This is a genomic window from Cellulophaga omnivescoria (genome assembly GCF_001999725.1).
Lineage (GTDB): Bacteria > Bacteroidota > Bacteroidia > Flavobacteriales > Flavobacteriaceae > Cellulophaga > Cellulophaga omnivescoria.
The window spans coordinates 25,155-41,191 of record NZ_MDDP01000009.1; the positions used below are offsets into that span (position 1 = coordinate 25,155).

At 29.8% G+C, this 16,037-nt stretch carries 14 protein-coding genes and 1 pseudogene; 13 read left to right on the forward strand and 2 right to left on the reverse strand.

Going from position 1 to position 16,037, the window contains the following annotated elements; translation table 11 throughout:
• Positions 1-74 precede the first annotated feature (74 nt).
• The 4 genes from BFJ87_RS04935 (at position 75) to BFJ87_RS04950 (ending at position 3,593) form a co-directional block, all read left to right on the forward strand.
• The gene (locus BFJ87_RS04935; RefSeq protein WP_077400806.1) at positions 75-590 is read left to right on the forward strand and encodes a porin family protein; all 516 of its coding nucleotides are present in this window, start codon (positions 75-77) and stop codon (positions 588-590) included.
• Between the two features lie 41 nt (positions 591-631).
• A complete protein-coding gene (locus tag BFJ87_RS04940) occupies positions 632-1,702 on the forward strand; it encodes a hypothetical protein (protein ID WP_077400809.1) in 1,071 nt (356 codons plus the stop codon).
• Between the two features lie 141 nt (positions 1,703-1,843).
• Positions 1,844-2,956, forward strand: a complete 1,113-nt coding sequence (locus BFJ87_RS04945) for a helix-turn-helix domain-containing protein (protein ID WP_077400812.1) — start codon at positions 1,844-1,846, stop codon at positions 2,954-2,956.
• Positions 2,957-3,044: 88 nt separating this feature from the next.
• Positions 3,045-3,593, forward strand: coding sequence for a DUF3575 domain-containing protein (locus tag BFJ87_RS04950; RefSeq protein WP_077400815.1), 549 nt, complete (start codon positions 3,045-3,047; stop codon positions 3,591-3,593).
• Between the two features lie 186 nt (positions 3,594-3,779).
• Here the strand turns inward: BFJ87_RS04950 and BFJ87_RS04955 are convergent, their stop codons facing one another.
• Both BFJ87_RS04955 and BFJ87_RS04960 read right to left on the reverse strand, forming a co-directional pair.
• Complete coding sequence (locus BFJ87_RS04955) at positions 3,780-4,484, reverse strand: LytR/AlgR family response regulator transcription factor (RefSeq protein WP_077400818.1); 705 nt, start codon at positions 4,482-4,484, stop codon at positions 3,780-3,782.
• Positions 4,484-5,260 (reverse strand): sensor histidine kinase, encoded by a 777-nt coding sequence (locus BFJ87_RS04960; RefSeq protein WP_171974468.1) that lies wholly within the window; start codon positions 5,258-5,260, stop codon positions 4,484-4,486. The genes BFJ87_RS04955 and BFJ87_RS04960 overlap by 1 nt, the downstream gene beginning before the upstream one ends.
• A 502-nt stretch (positions 5,261-5,762) precedes the next feature.
• Here BFJ87_RS04960 and BFJ87_RS04965 point away from each other — a divergent pair.
• The 9 genes and pseudogenes from BFJ87_RS04965 to BFJ87_RS05005 all read left to right on the forward strand — a co-directional run bounded on the left by BFJ87_RS04965 (position 5,763) and on the right by BFJ87_RS05005 (position 15,605).
• Entirely contained in the window at positions 5,763-6,203 is a 441-nt protein-coding gene (locus tag BFJ87_RS04965) for a hypothetical protein (protein WP_077400825.1), read from the forward strand.
• 12 nt (positions 6,204-6,215) lie between these two features.
• A complete protein-coding gene (locus tag BFJ87_RS04970; RefSeq protein WP_077400828.1) occupies positions 6,216-6,794 on the forward strand; it encodes a nuclear transport factor 2 family protein in 579 nt (192 codons plus the stop codon).
• A gap of 30 nt (positions 6,795-6,824) precedes the next feature.
• Positions 6,825-7,913 carry a serine hydrolase domain-containing protein gene (locus tag BFJ87_RS04975; RefSeq protein WP_171974469.1) on the forward strand — a complete coding sequence of 363 codons (1,089 nt, stop codon included), beginning with the start codon at positions 6,825-6,827 and terminating at the stop codon, positions 7,911-7,913.
• Positions 7,914-7,963: 50 nt separating this feature from the next.
• A complete protein-coding gene (locus tag BFJ87_RS04980; RefSeq protein ID WP_077400834.1) occupies positions 7,964-10,123 on the forward strand; it encodes a DUF5916 domain-containing protein in 2,160 nt (719 codons plus the stop codon).
• 115 nt (positions 10,124-10,238) lie between these two features.
• A complete protein-coding gene (locus BFJ87_RS04985; RefSeq protein ID WP_077400837.1) occupies positions 10,239-11,555 on the forward strand; it encodes an IPT/TIG domain-containing protein in 1,317 nt (438 codons plus the stop codon).
• 75 nt (positions 11,556-11,630) lie between these two features.
• Positions 11,631-13,565, forward strand: coding sequence for a NosD domain-containing protein (locus BFJ87_RS04990; RefSeq protein WP_077400840.1), 1,935 nt, complete (start codon positions 11,631-11,633; stop codon positions 13,563-13,565).
• A gap of 55 nt (positions 13,566-13,620) precedes the next feature.
• Positions 13,621-14,061: a nucleoside 2-deoxyribosyltransferase gene (locus tag BFJ87_RS04995; RefSeq protein ID WP_077400843.1), complete on the forward strand. Its 441-nt coding sequence runs from the start codon at positions 13,621-13,623 to the stop codon at positions 14,059-14,061.
• A gap of 264 nt (positions 14,062-14,325) precedes the next feature.
• A pseudogene (locus BFJ87_RS17170) lies at positions 14,326-14,755 on the forward strand (hypothetical protein); the annotation flags it as partial.
• 4 nt (positions 14,756-14,759) lie between these two features.
• Complete coding sequence (locus BFJ87_RS05005; RefSeq protein WP_077400846.1) at positions 14,760-15,605, forward strand: DUF4249 domain-containing protein; 846 nt, start codon at positions 14,760-14,762, stop codon at positions 15,603-15,605.
• Positions 15,606-16,037 lie beyond the last annotated feature (432 nt).

Here is a 16,037-nt window from a genome sequence, read left to right on the forward strand (position 1 = left end):
AGAAAAGCAAAAGCTCTACGTTATAATAACTTTTGATTTTTACTACGATTTGAACAAATAATAAAATTATAATTATGAAAAAAAGTTTTTTACTAGCAATTACGATAATAGGTTTTTCAATTTCGTCAAATGCGCAAGACATCAAATTTGGCTTTAAAGGAGGGGTAAATTTCTCTACTATAAACGGTGATAATTTAGACGATATAGATGCAAGAACCGGATATCATATAGGTGCTGTTGCACAAATTGTGTTGACAGATATGTTTGCTTTGCAACCAGAACTTATCTATTCTGCTCAAGGAATTAAAAATTTGGATATTGACTATATCAATATTCCTGTTTTATTAAAATTCAAATTTGCTAAACTTTTTAGCGTAGAGGCTGGACCCCAATTTGGTTTTATAATTAATGATGAATATACACTGGTTGAACCAGAAAATATTGATTTTAGTGGAGTTCTAGGTGTTGGAGTAGAATTCGGTTCTTTTTTCGGTCAATTACGTTATAATATTGGTTTTACTGATATTGTAAAAAATGTTGATACAAAAAACTCTAATTTTCAAGTTTCTGTAGGGTATTATATATTCTAAATATCTATAGAGGAATAGATTAAAACGAAAATCTTAACAGCATGAACAAAATACTATTAGCCTTAATAATTGTTATTCCTTTAAACGTATTCTCACAAGAGTCTAGTTGCGAAGAAAAACTAGAAGCACAATTGCTTAGTAAAATAAAAAAATACGAATCTAAAAATCTTGTACCATACTATTCAGAAAAAGATGAAAAATGGGGGTTTCTAGATAAAGAGTCTAAGAAAAAAATTACAGTACCTATTTTTATGAAACCTGTCTTTTTTGGTCCATGGCTTAGTGCAGACCATGCTTTTGAAACTAGAAACAATGAAGATGGTTGTAAAATAGTTTTAAAGGGTTCTAAAAGCAATTATGATGTGCGTTATGTTTCAGAGGGGGATTATGGCATCTCAAGACAATTATATAATGAATCATTTGAAGAGGTAACAAACAATAGAGAAATGATTAATAATGACATTTCCGGTTTTGAAGTAGATGAAGATGGAGCTATCACTTCTTACAATGGTAAATATTATGATTTTAATAATAATGAACCGCTAATTGATAGATTTGCCATCCAATTCAAAGAAAAATACTATGCGGTAGTTAATAAGCATGAAAATTTTATTACCACCTATTCTATTATTGAACAAGATGGTGAAGTAGTTGAAGGTTTTGAGAAAATGCGTGACCGTCCTCGCTACAAATATACCTTTGCGACCCTAGAAGATTTGTGGTTTTTAATAGAAGTAGAAAATAATAGAGAGGGTTATGTCTTTAGGTCTATTAATCAAAAAGAATCTCCCGTAAAATTTGCATCCCCATATAGTATGACCATATTTCCTAAAACCATTGGGTACGCTATTCTAAGAACAAAATCGGGATATGGTGTATTGGACTTAACAACAATGAAGTGGAAAATAGAACCGGCTACTGAAAACGTTTTCTACTCCTTACATTATGCTTCATCAGATATATTGTTAGACAAAAATTATCCGGAACATAATGTTCCAGAGATTCCTCTTGAAGAGATATATGAAAATCGAAAAAAATCGAATATTTATGTTCTTAATCCTAAAAATCAATTCCAAGATTTAGACCTAAACTTATATATCCCTAAAAACTAGTATGATCCCTGTAAATCCTACATTTTAAATCTTATAAACTAGATGATATAGAAATGTTATAATTAGATTTATAAAGTGTTGTTTATATTTTAGCAAAACAACAAATCCATGTCATATTGTAGCTAAAAAAAAAGAACTTTAATGCTAATTTTTGTCTCACTACTGAATATTGCGATTTTTCAAGGAATCGTTTTAAGTTTAATTATTTTAAAGTCACCTTTTTTTAAATCTAAAGGGAATAATTTTTTAGCATGCACGATATTTACATTATCTCTACTTTTACTCAACCTTGTTTTTGAAGTTAATGGAGCATATAATGTTGTTCCTATCTTAAAAATTTTAGATAACGTAGAATGGGTCTTTATTTTACCCGTATTTTTCTTCTTGTTTGTAGAAAATCAAATTAATGATCCTCTTAAAAGTTTTAAAAAAAGAATTTGGTTGTTTATCCCTTTTGGATATTCTGTAATTATAAATGCTATAGACGCTATTTTTGATTCCAATTCAGTCGGAATTGTATATGATATATTAAGTCAGATTGAATTTCTATTGATCTTAATATTTCTACCTTTTATTATATTACGTACTTACACTTTAGTTAAGTTTTCCAACGATGAACAAGACAAAAGATGGATTATTGTTTTATGGTTTTTAATTTCGGTATTTCAAATAATATGGCTTTTATCAATTTTAATTGCTTTGTTTTTTGATTACAACATTTCTTATGCAATGAAAATTCTTGCGTTGTTCGTTTCTTATATAATTCATTGGACAGCATATATTGGAATATATAATTTTAAACTAGCCAAGGATAAAGTTGCAATAAGAAAAATATTAAAAGAAAAAGTATCTACTCCTTTTATTCAAACACAAATTGTTAAAAAAAACTTAGTTAACCAAGAAATATTCAATCAAGAAAACGATTATTATACAAAACTAGAAAAATTGTGTAAAGAACAGCACATATATAGAGATAACTCTTTGGATAGAATTAAAGTCGCAGAAAAACTCAATATAAGTGTTGGTTATTTGTCCCAAATTATTAACAGCATAAGTCATGAAAATTTCAATACTTATATCAATACCTATCGAGTTGATGACGTTAAGAAAATGATAGTTGATTCGGAATTTGATAATTATAGCTTGCTTGCTATCTCAATGGAAGCAGGATTTACTTCAAAAACTACTTTCAACAAATCCTTTAAGAAAATTACGGGTGTCACCCCAAACGAGTACAGAAAATCTAATAGATAAGTGCCGATTTATTCACTCTGAAGTTTTTGAAACCTTTTTAATCACGGATAAATTACTTTAGCCTCATAAAAATATTAATACACTTTTAATGAAAAAAACAATTTTAGTCACAACAATGCTATTTTCACTTTTTCTAGTTAAAGCTCAAGATCAAAATAGCAATACAGTTTACCAATTTGAAAAGAAAAATGATGTAAAGCTCAATGCATACTCTACGTCACTAGGCCTTTTTGAGGTTACATATGAAAGGAATTTAAATAAAAACTCTTCATTGGGAATTGTAGGCTTATATGCATTTAGTCAGAAATTTGATGAAGATGTCAATTATCAAATTTCACCTTTTTACAGAAGATACTTTAGTAAAAAATATGCTTCAGGTTTTTTTACGGAAGGGTTTGCAACACTAGGTTCTATCGATGGAAAACAACTATATGATTTAGATGGAAATTTAACCTTAAACGAAGGACCTGATGTAATTGATTTATCATTAGGAGCAAGTGTTGGTTATAAATGGGTTACCAAAAGTGGAATTGTTTTTGAAGCTTTATTTGGTATGGGTGGTAATTTGTTTAATGCATATAAAACAGACCATGATATTATAAATCGTCGTGCAATAAGTATTGGCTACCGATTTTAATCGCAGTTTCAACAAAATGTAAATTAAAAAGCTTAAAATATAATATGTAGGCGTGTTTAAACAAAAAAACTTGTACTACTAACACAGAGGAATTGACGGTATATAGAATCATTAAGACTTAATCTGGATAGAAAATAATGTTGGGTTAAATGATATTGCCAAAAACGATGTGAGTTTAATTACCTACTAACTTTTAAACCTTTCTTCAACCATAGTCTTGTAACTTTCGCCAATAGGAATTTCTATTTTGCCAATTTCAACATCGCTCTTCGTAAAAGCTGTTATTTGAAAATAATTAACAATATAGGAGCGATGAATGCGTATAAAGCGACTGTCTAACTCTTTTTCAAAAGCAGAAATACTAAATTTTACAGTATGTGATTCATTTACTAAATGAATCTTTATATAATCTTTTAAACTTTCTATATATAAAATTTCGGCAAAATCTATTCTTATTTTTTTTCTGTTTTTTGTTACAAAAATAAAATCATCCTTTTCGGTAGTTAGCGTAGTTTGATACTCTTGACTATAACTATTTTGCTGTTGTTTAAATTTTTCAATTGCTTTAAAAAAACGTGAAAAACTAATAGGTTTTAATAAATAATCTATAGCGTTCAATTCAAATCCGTCCAAAGCATAATTCCTGTAAGCTGTTGTAAATATCACATTAGGTTTGTGAAGCAAGTTTTTAAAAAAATCTGTACCCTTTAAAACAGGCATTTCTATATCTAAAAATAATAAATCTATTGCTTGCCGTTGTAAAATGGCACTTGCTTCTATTGCACTAGAACAAGAAGCTATAAGCTCAAAATCTGTTAATTGCCCTATGTGAGCTTCGATTAACTCTCTAGCTAATTCTTCATCGTCAATAATTAAACATTTGTACTTCATTATTTGGCAAGTAATTTTAAAGTTACTTCATAGGTTTCTTTAGCATTTTTAATATCCAATATATAATTATTTGGATATACTAACTCTAACTGCTTTTTTACATTTTTTAAACCAATACGACTCTCTTCACTATTTTCAAGGCTAGCATTAGGCTTAGTGTTTTTTATATAAAAAACAATCTGACTATTTTCAAGGTTAATATTTATTTCTATCAAAGCTTCTTTTAACTCTTGGCTAACGCCGTGTTTAAAAGCATTTTCAATAAAAGTTAACAATAAAAGTGGTGCAATATTCACATCTTTTTTAATATTGTTTTCAAATAAAATTTGAACGCGTTTACCATACCTTACTTTTTCTAAAGAAAGATAGTTGTTAATCAGCTCGATCTCTTTTTGAAGCGAAACGAAGGTATCATTACATCTATAAAGCATATAATCTAAAATATCTGCTAATTTTTCTATTACATCCGGTGTTTGGTCAGATTTTTTTAATGCTAGCGAATACAAATTATTTAAAGTATTAAATAAAAAATGCGGATTTAATTGATGCTTTAAGGCAGTTAATTCTGCTGTTTTCTTCTGTTCATTTAACTTTAAAAGCCTTTGCTGATTCTTATAAAACTGAGCCATTAGAAGTAATACGGCAGGTGTTAAAAACAAAATAGATTTACTTAAAAAAACAGAGAAATTGCTAAATCTTTTCCAAAATGAATCTTCCGCATATTTTTTAGCTATGTCATTATAGTACTCTATATATTTTGGTTCATATAAATACATATGAAGTGTAACATACAATGCAAACATTAGAATTAGTAAAATTATAAGCCAAAAAATAAAAAGATAGTTTCTTTTTTCGTTTAAAAATTTTGGAACTAACAGATACAAACAAGTGTATGCTGTGATTATTTGTGGGATTATGATTTTACAGGTAGAGTGAAATAACTGTAAATAACCTGCTTCAAAATTACTAACATTTATAGAAAGAATAAAGTATAGGAACACAGATATCCAAAACAATAAATGTTTGAATAATATAGACCTATATGGGTTGTATTTTTTTAAAAAAGGCTTCATCTGAAATAGCTAAAATACAATTATACTGGCTATTATTATTTAAAAGTCGCTAAAACCGCTATCTAGGATGTCGAACATAGCTTTTTTGATGATAAGAGTATAATTGTTAAAAATATCCTTTCTGTGGGCATTCATTAATTACTGGTCTATTTACTTAAAATCGTATATACCTCACTTATACTTTTGAATCAAAATACTTTTAAATATGAAAAACTTAATTTTTACTTTACTATTAGGGTTTATTGCAATAACTGCTTTCGGACAGAAAGTTGGAATGAGTTCCGATGAGATAGATCTTTCAGATCGTCAAGCTATAATCACCACAATTAAAAATTTTTATATAGGCGACCACACAGGAAGTATAAAACATAAAAAACTTTCTATGCATGAAAAAGGGGCATACAGATATGTAAATAAAGAAGGAAAATATAAAGAAAGTGAATTTCGATTAGATTCTGACAATGCTGATCCAAATTACAAAGAAGAGCTTTTGAGTATTGAAATTTATGATAAGATATCCTTTGCTAGACTTCGACTAGATCAATTTCACTCTAAAATTCCTGAATACAAATTAATGATACTTCATAAGGTTGATAGCCAATGGAAAATTACCAGTATCTATTGGGGTTACGGAATAAAACAATAAAAATAATATATCATGAAATACTTACTCTATCTGATGTCTTTCTTGTCATTTTTCTTAGTCTTTTCACAAGCCAATAAAAACCATAACAAGATAAATGAACAGCAATTACTTATTACTATTTATGGAAATCAAAATTCTAAAAAAATTATTAATTACGATAAAAGCTTTGTAAGTGAATCTAAACTTTTCTATGAAAGTTTAGAAAAAAAGAGTCCCACACAATTATCTGATAAAGAGAAAATTGGATTTACACTAAAAAACTATATAGAAGGGAGTTCTTATAATAATCTTGAACAATTAGAAAGTGTTTTTACAGAAAATGCCACTTTATACTTAACAGTTGGCGGTGAATTTAAATCGTTAACACCAAAAGAATATGTTGCTTTTTTTAAAGATGCTGAAAAAGGAAAGTTTAATGGTCGCTATGGAAAAGTATTATCAATTGAAGTAGTAAAAGATATAGCAACTGCAAAAGTAGAAATTTCTATTCCAGAAAGGAAAATGATCTATATCGATTTACTTCTACTAAAAAAAATTGGAGATAATTGGAAAATAATTAGTAAAACAGCAACACGAGTTGACGGTAATTAACATGAACTATATCCTAAAATGTTAAGCATAATGAAATACAACTTCAAATTTTTAATCTTTTCTATAATCTTGCTGATTGCGAGCTGTAAAAATAATCAAGCCAATTCTAATCTTTTAAAAGCTAATAAGATATTAGTAAATGACTATTCTACAAAAATTGACAGCTTAATTCAAACAACAAAACCTAGAAAGTTTAACGGTGTAATTTCCATCACTAAAAATGGGAAAGTTATTTATTCTAAAGCATTTGGATATTCCGATTTTGAAAATAAAACTCGCATTTCGTTACAAGATAACTTTAGAATTCAATCTAACAGTAAACAAATTACCGGAGTTTTAGTTTCCAAAGAAGTAGAAAAAGGAAACATTAACCTACATATCCCTATCAAAAACTATTTACCCGAACTTTCAGCATCTTGGGCAGATACGGTCACCGTTCATCAATTGCTCAATATGTCGGCAGGAATTGAAGACTTAGATAAACCCTTATTATTTGAGCCTGGTACAAGTTTTCACTACAGCAATCCAGCTTATGGTCTATTAGGAAGGATACTGAAAAAAGTAACAAAAAAAGAGTATAGCCAACTTGCTAATGACCTTTTTAAAGAAATAGGTATGGATAACACCTATTGTTACCAACTCAACAATAGAAACAAATATTTAATAAATGGTTATCAATGGATTGAAGACAAGTTTCAAAAAGTAAATTTTCACACACTTGGTTTTACTAATGAAACTTGGAATGATTTTGTTCCAACAGGTGGTATTATCTCAAACGTTGCCGACTTGCATATTTGGGACTCTAAATTGCATAAAGGAGAGCTACTAAAATCTGAATCCTATAAAAATATGACGACTTCAGATGTGCCAGATTTGTTTGCCGCTTTAAGTGATAAAGAAATCTATTACGGATATGGAGTTGACATTTGCGACGAACCGGTTAAATATATTGGTCACGGTGGCACAGGTTTTGGATTTGTTTCAATCAAATTTTATGTTCCTGAAAAGGATTTAGACGTAATTGTTTTAGAAAATTTATACAATAGTAATATCCCAATCAATTACCATTTTGAGAAAGAAATACGAAAAATAGTAATTAATAGCAGCCTACTAAAGTGACAAATAACTACAACCAACACCTTTTAAGATTTATAATAAAAAATAATAAGATGAAACTTTACACAACATTTATTATGTCCTTCCTTTTTATAGTTACTAACGCGCAGGAACCAACAATTACTTATGTAGACACACAAATTGACGTAGATGGCAAATTCAATGAAGACGTATGGAATACTTTAAATTCACATTCTGGTTTTTATAATTATGCACCAACGGATGTTGGTTTGGCAGAAAATCAATCATCAGTAAAAATGTTTCATAATGGAGAATACTTGTATGTTAGTTTAACATATAATGACACAACAAGCAATACGCAAGTAAGTTCTTTAAAACGAGATGTTCCTATTGGGATAAGCGATGGATTTGTAATGGTTTTAGATACCCAAAACCAAGAACAAAACGCCTATTATTTTTCAGTAAATAGTTATAGCACTCAAATAGATGGTATAGTAGAGCGTACTAATGAAGGTTATGATTTTACCACAAGTTGGAACACAATTTGGAAAGCAAAAGCTTTTTTAAATGACAACTTAAAGCAATATGAAATAGCGATTCCGTTAAAATCATTAAATTTTAATAGTGACAATAGCGTCTTTGGAGTTCAGTTTTATGTAAGAGATATTAAAACGAATTTATGGACCATTTTAAAAAATGTGAAACGTAACTATCGCTTATTTGATTTGCGTTTTACTGAAAAATTCAGGGTTGAAGATTTACCTAATTCATCCGCTTCACGTTTTGCGGTTACACCATCGGTAACAGTAAATAATCAAAACGATGTAGTTAACAATACCAATGAAACAACAATTAAACCTAGTTTAGATGTCCAATACAATGTAACGTCGTCATTAAAATTAGATGCGACCATAAATCCAGATTTTTCACAGATTGATGTAGACCAACAAGTAACAAACCTTACCCGGTTTTCAATATTTTTTCCAGAGCAGCGAAACTTTTTTCTTGAAAACGCCGATTTATTTTCAAACTTGGGGGTTGAGGGCATAAACCCCTTTTACTCAAGAAGAATTGGAGCTGAAAACCCTATTCAAATTGGACTAAAATTATCAGGAAATGTATTGCCAAAAACAAGAATTGGTGTTTTAAATGTGCAAACTGATAATGAAGATACAAATGCTTCACAAAATTATGGAGCTTTAGTCGCAGAACAACAACTCAATAAAAACTTTACTGCAACAGGGTTCCTAATAAATAGACAGGAAACTGATAAATTCAGTTTTAAAAATGATTACAATCGGGTAACAGGAATCAACATAAATTTTAAATCAGACAATAATAAATGGATTGGTTTAGCCAACTTAGGAAAAAGTTTTAATGATAATATCTCTGGTGATAATAGTTTTTACAATGCAGGAATTTGGTTTAATAAAAGAGGTTTTAACTGGAATGCAGCTATAAAAAATGTGGGTAAAAATTATATTACAGATGTAGGCTTTACCCCACGCCTATATAACTATGATGCAATTAATGATGTAACTATTAGAGAGGGATATACACAAACTACTATTGGTACTAGATATGAAAAATTTTACGATAACTCTAAAACGCTAAACTCAGTAAGATATCTAAACTATAGCAATGACACTTATTTTGATGAAAGTGGAGATTTAAATCAATCATCACACTTCTTTAATGGAGCAGTTTTTTTTAAAGACTTGTCATCTATCTATTATGTGTACACCCAAGAATATGTAAACTTAAAATATGGTTTTGCACCTTTAGGAAATGGGAATGCCCTAGAACCTGATACCTATAATTTTGGGATTTTCAAAATAGGATATAATTCTGCGAATAATCAAAAATTTAGATATCAGTTAGACGCACAAAAAGGAAACTATTATGGAGGAAGTAGAATTGCAGCTGGTGCATATATAAACTATCAATTATTACCTTTTGCAAACCTTCAATTGAATTATGATTTTAATAAAATAGATTTAGATTTATTGGGCAAAAAAACGTTTCACCTAACCCGTTTTACTGGGGAAGTATTTTTCAATAATCGATTAAACTGGACTACCTATGTGCAATACAACACACAAAGTGACAACTTTAATATAAATAGCCGCTTACAATGGGAATACAAGCCATTGTCCTACATATATCTTGTGCTTTCAGATAATTATAATCAAGACATTATACGTAAAAGCTGGGGATTAGCCTTTAAAATGAATTATAGGTTCGATTTTTAGAGTTGACAAAATCGAGCAGTCTGAAATTATAAAAATGTCCATTTTTTACAATTTTCATAATATTTCAAAAAGTAATTTCGCTAATCAAAAAAACAAAATTTAACCTACATTTAGAATGACAAAAAGCATAAAATTATTCGCGACATCAATTCTTACAACTATTTTCATACTTGGTTGCAGTAAAGATGATACTACTGAAATACCTATAGAAATTAAAAATGCTACTATTACATCTTACTCTAATGATTTTGGATATTCAGGAGAAACAATATCTATTTTAGGCACAAATTTTTCTGAAGATAAGACGGATGTAAGTATCGCTTTTGATGATATTGCTGTAGAAATATTAAGTTCCAATACTACAGAAATCAAATTCAAACTACCAAAAACAACAAACTTAGTTCCTGTACTTAAAATTCAAATAGCAAATACCAATCTTACAAGTGCTTATCAAAATGATTATAATGGCAACATTGCTGTTTTACCTAAAAAGATAGGCGAATGGGAGCTTACACCCAATGCTGTTCCATGGACTGAAGGAAAGACATTATTTAAAACACAACAGGTAAACGGTTTACGCTATTATTTCTCCGTAAAAGATAATGGAGGGGGCGGTCATACGTACCGTACATTAGATGGAGGTATTACTTGGGAAGATTGGGCTTCTGTAGGTTTTTTCGGAACATTCTACGTCACAATTAATGATGAAGGCTGGGCAGATTTTGCACGAATTAATAAAATACCCGTTGGAGGTTCTACTTTAATTAACAATACAATTTTTATAAATCCTGATACTGAAAACACTATAAACTGTGGTTTATATATATCTGAAGATATGAGAACAGGTATTGCAGCATTTTCCGATAAAGTCATATATGAAACAACAGACGGTATTAACTTTTCAGAAGTTTATAATAATAGTTCCAACAACAATGAATTACGTTCATTCTTTGCTTTAGATGAAAACCATATTTGGGTTGGTGGTAGAAACAACTTGGGAAACAATCCTGTTGTTTTATATAAAAATGGAGAGAATTCGCCTTGGCAAGAAACCATAATTGATGGTAATTCTACCGAATCATATCCTTTTGTTTTTGACATTGAATTTTTAGATGCCTCTAACGGTTTTCTACTATTATCCACAAATACGGCAACGGGTGACAATGCTGAAACTGTAAAACTATATAGTACAATTGATGGCGGTAGTACCTGGACACAAAAGGATAACTCACCAAAATTTTACGACATTGCCTTTAAAAATCAAAATGAAGGATGGGGCGTTTCAGAAAATAAAATTTATAAGACTACCGATGCTGGTACTACTTGGCAATTATCTTTTACGCATTCAGAAAATTTAGGAGGTATTAACTACAAAGATAATGTAGTAATGTCGTTAACAAGAGGTGGTCTTCTAAAGTATTTTTATGAATAACCAGATTCTAAGATTTTAAAATATTCCTAGATATAAACTTTTAATATTTATGACTTAAAATTAAAACATTCCCAAATGAAAAATAAAACCTACTTAATTCTCATTTTTATAATACTCAACAGCTCTTGCGGTAAAGATAACTTAGAAGATATAGGAAATGACATTGTATCGGACGTTCCTGAAAATACAATAACAACACCTTGTAGTTTTAACTTATCTGACCTAACCGCTGATTCCACTATAAAAATTGATTGCTTGTTAGACCTAAATGGACAAACAATTACTTTGCCTAATAATGTAAATTTTGAGTTTAGTGGAGGAGATATAATAAATGGCAAACTTATTTTTTCTAATGGAACCATTGACGGAAGGCTCTTAAGTTCTAAATTAGAAATTGAAGGAGAAGTAAGATTAGCATCCCCTACTTTCAAATTTTACGCTGTTAGGTGGGATATAGTTGAAGGGAACACCACTTCTGAAGTAGCACTAGCTAATACGGCTATTTTAGAAAAAGTATTTTTCTTAACCAAAAAATTAGAAGCCTCTACTTTTTTAATCGATAAGCTCGATGCTTTTTTTGAAGTTACTAAAACAACGAGTACTGCTACCAATGCTAATTGGTATCCAACACTAGAAGCTGTTAACATCCCTTCCAACTTCAATTTAAAAATGACAGAAAATACTCATCTACGAATTTATCCTGGTGATAAACATAATAGAAAAGGTGGTGCCATATTGGCCGTTAGGGATGCTGAAAATATTACTGTAACAGGAGGTAATTTATATGGCGATAGGGACCAACGTGTCTTTTCTGCTGATGATAATGGCCTGGAAGGAAGTCACCTTTTTTATATTCATTCAGGAAGAAACATTGTGGTAGATGGAGTTCGTTTTCAAGATGGTTCATCAGGTACTTTTGCCATATTTTCATTTGGTTTTTCATATAATCCAGATTATAACCCTACGCAAAACGTCACTATTAAAAATTGTATCATAAAAAACTCTAGAAGAATGGCCATTGCATTAGTAGATGGTAGAGATATTACTATTGAGAACAATACATTTATTGACGCTGGACAGCCGTCTACGAATACAGATGGCGGAGAGGTTGGTTATGCTATAAATATAGAACCAGAACGTTTTAGAGATGATAACGGCATATTAAAAGAACGTCAAAAAGTTTTCGATGTTTTAATTAAGGGCAATACCGAGAGCGGTAGCCGTGGAGGCTTCCTTACACTTACAATAGGTCAAGATATTACTGTTGAAGATAACGATATAGGTACAAGAGTAGTTTACTCACTTATATCAGGTGCAAAAATCATTAACAATAGATTTAAAGCAATTGACACCGCATCAGACAGCTGGGCTATTTTCGCAGCAGGTAGTGGAGAGACCGTTTTTAATAACGAAATAGCAAACAATATAATAGAAGGGTATAGTGCCGGAATCATTGTTGGTACTATCGATGCTTTTGTACATGATAACACAATTACCAATTGTGAAGCAGGAATTCAATTAAGTAAAGCAACTAAATCAAGAATTTATGCAAATACCATTACGGTGGAAAAAAATGGAATACAAGCCACCAATACGAATAATGATGACATAGAGATAAAAGACAACACTATAATATCATCAAGTGGTTTTCTCGTATATTTTGCTCGAATGAACAATAATGAAGAACATAAAAATCAAGAAGTAGTTTTTGATAATAATTTCTTTTATGGCTCAAGAGCACTTACCTTTTCAAATGTAAATGGTATTACTTTCAAAAATAATCTAGTAGAAGGTGGTCTTGAAATTGGGAGTGCAAAACATATTGAAGTTACTAATAATACTATTAAACCAAAAGACAGAAGTGGTTTAAGATTATTTGACACACATTTAAATACCGTAATAACCAATAATAATATTTATTTACCTACTGGTGGAAAAAGGTATTTATGTATTGAGAATAACTCAACAACGCCAAATGAAGTCTACCTGAGTGATAATGCGTGTAACTAATTCTGATTGAATTACAATTGAACACAAATTTACAAATAATTAAAAATTAACTACATTGAAAATTTATTTCGCCGGCCCCTTATTTAGTGTTGCAGAACTAAACTTTAACAACGCTTTAGTTAATAAATTAGAATTACTGGGATATGACGTTTTCTTACCTCAAAGAGATGGTATTGAATTTAAAAAAGTACCTTTTGATGAAATGACAGCAACTCAAAGAAATATGATTATTTTCTCTATTGATAGGGAGCAAGTTTTACGCTGTGATATTTTTCTTTTTGTATTAGATGGAAGAGTACCTGATGAAGGAGCATGTTTTGAACTCGGAATGGCATATACTCAAAAATACTTATCAGAATCCTCGAAACAAATATTAGGATTACATACTGACATAAGAGCTTCATTTTTAGAATCTAAATTAAACGCAATGATAGAGGTCCCCTTTGATGAAATTTTTTCTTCTGAAAATGATTTGATTCAATTTCTTTCAAGATAGTATTGGTTTTTAATCTGTTCAGCATATTTGTTTATGAGATATTTATTCGCTTTTTGTCTTTTTGGAATACTCTTACCTTGTCAATTGAGCGGTAAAAATAAACGGAAAGACTATACTCAATTAATCTCCAAAATAGTTTCCATAATTAATCAAAGTAATTTTAAGGGAGTCATTATGATTTCTACTGATTCGGTTGATATTTATTCAAGCGCAATTGGCTATTCAGATAGAGCAAAGAGTTTTAGGTAGTAATGCAGGAGGGAAGGAATCAATGAAGGGGAATGGTATAATACTGCTTATGATAGAACACATGATATATCACTAACAGGATCATATGAACTAAACGATACATGGTCGTTTGGATCTAACTTAGTTTTCCAAACAGGAAGACCTGTGACTTACCCCAATGAGCAGTATCAATATGAAGGTTTGTCTATAGCCAGTTATTCTAATAGAAATGCAGATAGGTTGCCATTATACCATAGATTAGATATTTCGGCTACGTATAGCCCTAATCGCAAAAACAGATAAAAAATGGCAGGGAGAATGGATTTTTGGTATATATAATATGTACAATAGAAAAAATGCGGCATCTATTTCTTTTTCTCAAAATCTAGATACTGGAGCAAACGAGGCAAGTAGAACAGCAATTTTTGGAGTAGTTCCTTCAGTTACCTATAATTTTAAATTTTAAAACAATGAAATTACATATAAAATATTTATTAATACTAACCGGATTGTTTTTTTCTGCCTGTACAAATGTGATAGATGTAGATTTACAAAACGCGGATCCAAGATTAACAGTAGAGGCGTCTTTAAACTGGGAAAAGGGGACATCTGGAGCTAATCAAAAAATTAGATTAAGTACATCCACACCTTATTTTGCATCTAGTCCAAATAAGCCAGTAACAGAAGCTAGTGTAAAAGTAGTGAATACAAATACTAATGAGGAATTTATATTTACTCATAATGGCAAAGGAGAGTATATAACATCTAGTTTTGTACCTATACTTAATAACACCTATATTTTAGAAGTAGAGTATTTAAGTGAAAAATATACTGGCACGGAAAAAATGATTTCTGTTCCAGATATAACCAACCTTAGCCAATCTAAAGAAAATGGATCTAATGATGAAAATTTAGAGATTAACATTACATTCAATGATCCTAAGGGTGAAGAGAATTTCTATTTGCTTAAACTTCATAGAGTAGGAGACGTTTTACCTGAATTAATAGTTATAGAAGATGAGTTTGTAGATGGTAATGAAGTTGAGATTGTTTATGAAAAAGAAGAGGACGATACAACAGATAAAAAAGAAATTTTCGTAACGGGAGATGTTGTTGATATTGAGTTTTTTGGTGTTTCCAATTCATATTATAATTATATGCGTATTTTAATAAAGCAATCATTAGGTTTAGATATTTTTAGCCCTACTCCAGTTGCTTTAAAAGGAAATTGTATTAATACAACCAATTCTGAGAATTATGCATTTGGTTACTTTAGACTAACACAAGTTGAAAAAACAAGTTATACGATACAATAGTTTTTTAATTAAAAACAAATTCTATGGAAAATTATGAGTTTAATACTGGTTCATATTTAAATAGGCTGGGCTACTTTTTAACAAATCAAAATAATATGGAAAGACCTATTAAAATATTTTAATTATTGTTACAGAATTTGCAGTATGTTTTCAATATTAACGATAGTTTAAATGAATTTTATTATTACGAAAAGCAATATGATTTGTCCCAAAAAAACTATTGTACATCTAAAAAGCTAAATAGGATTAATTTAAAGTCTTAGAAATTGATAATTGAAAATAAGCAAAGTGAAAGAATTGGTTACAATCTGTATTTAATTCATTGTTAATTATAGGCTATTTAATAAATTCTTATTTGGCTTGCTATCTTTTATATACAATGGATTATCGAAGTCGGAAAGTGATTTAGGAAAAAGTTAAATTATTTTAAAG

What these genes read in the sequence shown, in the direction of transcription:
- BFJ87_RS04935 (WP_077400806.1), top strand. Translation starts at nt 75, where the DNA reads ATGAAAAAAAGTTTTTTACTAGCAATTACGATAATAGGTTTTTCAATT.
- BFJ87_RS04940 (WP_077400809.1), top strand. Translation starts at nt 632, where the DNA reads ATGAACAAAATACTATTAGCCTTAATAATTGTTATTCCTTTAAACGTA.
- BFJ87_RS04945 (WP_077400812.1), top strand. Translation starts at nt 1,844, where the DNA reads ATGCTAATTTTTGTCTCACTACTGAATATTGCGATTTTTCAAGGAATC.
- BFJ87_RS04950 (WP_077400815.1), top strand. Translation starts at nt 3,045, where the DNA reads ATGAAAAAAACAATTTTAGTCACAACAATGCTATTTTCACTTTTTCTA.
- BFJ87_RS04955 (WP_077400818.1), bottom strand. Translation starts at nt 4,484, where the DNA reads ATGAAGTACAAATGTTTAATTATTGACGATGAAGAATTAGCTAGAGAG.
- BFJ87_RS04960 (WP_171974468.1), bottom strand. Translation starts at nt 5,260, where the DNA reads ATGTATTTATATGAACCAAAATATATAGAGTACTATAATGACATAGCT.
- BFJ87_RS04965 (WP_077400825.1), top strand. Translation starts at nt 5,763, where the DNA reads ATGAAAAACTTAATTTTTACTTTACTATTAGGGTTTATTGCAATAACT.
- BFJ87_RS04970 (WP_077400828.1), top strand. Translation starts at nt 6,216, where the DNA reads ATGAAATACTTACTCTATCTGATGTCTTTCTTGTCATTTTTCTTAGTC.
- BFJ87_RS04975 (WP_171974469.1), top strand. Translation starts at nt 6,825, where the DNA reads ATGAAATACAACTTCAAATTTTTAATCTTTTCTATAATCTTGCTGATT.
- BFJ87_RS04980 (WP_077400834.1), top strand. Translation starts at nt 7,964, where the DNA reads ATGAAACTTTACACAACATTTATTATGTCCTTCCTTTTTATAGTTACT.
- BFJ87_RS04985 (WP_077400837.1), top strand. Translation starts at nt 10,239, where the DNA reads ATGACAAAAAGCATAAAATTATTCGCGACATCAATTCTTACAACTATT.
- BFJ87_RS04990 (WP_077400840.1), top strand. Translation starts at nt 11,631, where the DNA reads ATGAAAAATAAAACCTACTTAATTCTCATTTTTATAATACTCAACAGC.
- BFJ87_RS05005 (WP_077400846.1), top strand. Translation starts at nt 14,760, where the DNA reads ATGAAATTACATATAAAATATTTATTAATACTAACCGGATTGTTTTTT.